Here is a 1,593-nt window from a genome sequence, read left to right as displayed (position 1 = left end):
TGGATTGAATTTGATAGAAATTAATACATTTAAAACAAAAGCCAGTCAATTTAATCATATAACAGGTGAGTATCATAAAAAATCACTTTCAAAACGATGGAATGACTTAAACGGAATGAAGATTCAGAGAGATTTATACAGTGCTTTTTTAATAATGAATATTTCAGGTGATTTAGAAAATTTTGATATAGAAAAATGTAAGGACAGATTTCATACTTTTAAAACACTTCATGATATAGAAATTCAAAGATTAAAAAATACCCATACTTTGAGTAGTATGGGCATTTAAAAAGTAGAAAAAACGGTTTTGACACGAGCCGTATGTTATCGTTAATTCGTTCATTAGAATGATTGGTAATGAAAGTCTCATAGAAACGAATCAGTCTTATATACTTTCGAGTATATTTGGAAGTTCATGTATATGAGAACCCAACGAGCTTTAGCCGTTGGAGTGTCAGAGGCACAAGATTGAGAAGACCGATCAGGTGAGGTTTCCACAGGTCTCTTTCAAGATCCGGATGAAGAGCTGATCGGCTTTTGAGAGAAAACCGCTGCTTAAGGAGGCAATGCAGAGATCCCAGTAAGCGCCGTAGAGCTCATTGATGGAGAGAAAGGCAGGGCGGTATTCTGCGGAGGCGATTCTGGAGTATTGCAGGGGGACAAGGGTGACGCCCATTCCCTGAGCGGCGAGAAGCTGGGCAGTCTCGAAGTTTCTCAAAGTCAGCGCGCAGTGGGGCTGTGGGATGCCTGCTTTTAGAAGAACGGCGTCGGTGATCTGACGGATGCGCTGTTCGCGGTGAAGCATCAGAAACGGCTGATCCTTGAGAAGTTTTGGATCGAGCATCGGGTAGGGATAACCGGGTTTTTCAAATGCTTCTTTGAGCAGCGGATGGTCGGGGGCAAGAGCGATCACAAACGGATCCCGGCTCATGATATCGTAGTGAAGCTGCGGCTGGGCGTGCTGCTCGGGCGGAGTGTGCATGATTGCAAAATCCAGCTCTCCGGAGAGAAGCATTTTTTCGAGGCGGACTGAATTTTCCTCACAGATATCAAGCTCCACATGGGAACAGATTTCACGGAAACGCGGAAGAACCCGGGCGAGAATCAGTGTGCCGAGGTGATTGGTGATTCCAAGGTGGATCCGTCCGGTCTTGAGATTGTTGATGTCGCTGATCTCCATCTCGAAATCCTCGAACATCTTGAGAACCTGGGTTGCCATGTGGTAATAGCGCTCCCCGGCGAAGGTCAGGGTGAGTCCGCTTGTGGTACGGTTGAAAAGCGGAGCGCCGACGGATTCCTCAATGCGCTGAATCGACTGGCTTAAGGACGGCTGCGCCATGAAAAGTTTTTTTGCCGCGCGCGAGATATTTTTCTCATCGGCGACGGTTTTTACATAGAGAAGTTCTTTGCTTGTCATATAGGAAGAATCTCCTTTTAATTTTCAAATTTTGAAACTATAAATGAGCAAATTTGAAAAATTGCACAAAACTATGCCACGGTCTTTACAAAGGAGTCAAAATCATTGCATTCCCTTGCACATTGATAGAGGACTCGATATTTTTCCATCTGGATTATGTCACTGATCTTGTGATA

The 1,593-nt window shown here is 44.1% G+C and carries 2 protein-coding genes; one reads left to right on the top strand and one right to left on the bottom strand.

Annotated elements, in window-relative coordinates:
• On the top strand, positions 1–289 hold a 289-nt coding region (locus ACR0QE_RS13410; protein WP_432628835.1), incomplete at its 5' end, for a hypothetical protein.
• A gap of 192 nt (positions 290–481) precedes the next feature.
• Here the strand turns inward: ACR0QE_RS13410 and ACR0QE_RS13405 are convergent.
• On the bottom strand, positions 482–1,417 hold the full coding sequence (locus ACR0QE_RS13405; protein ID WP_432628834.1) for a LysR family transcriptional regulator: 936 nt from the start codon (positions 1,415–1,417) through the stop codon (positions 482–484).
• Positions 1,418–1,593 lie beyond the last annotated feature (176 nt).

Source organism: Brotaphodocola sp. (assembly GCF_050873065.1).
In the GTDB taxonomy this organism is placed as follows: Bacteria; Bacillota; Clostridia; order Lachnospirales; family Lachnospiraceae; genus Brotaphodocola.
The sequence above is the reverse complement of the archived record's forward strand: the minus strand, read 5'-3'. Positions and strand labels throughout refer to the sequence as shown.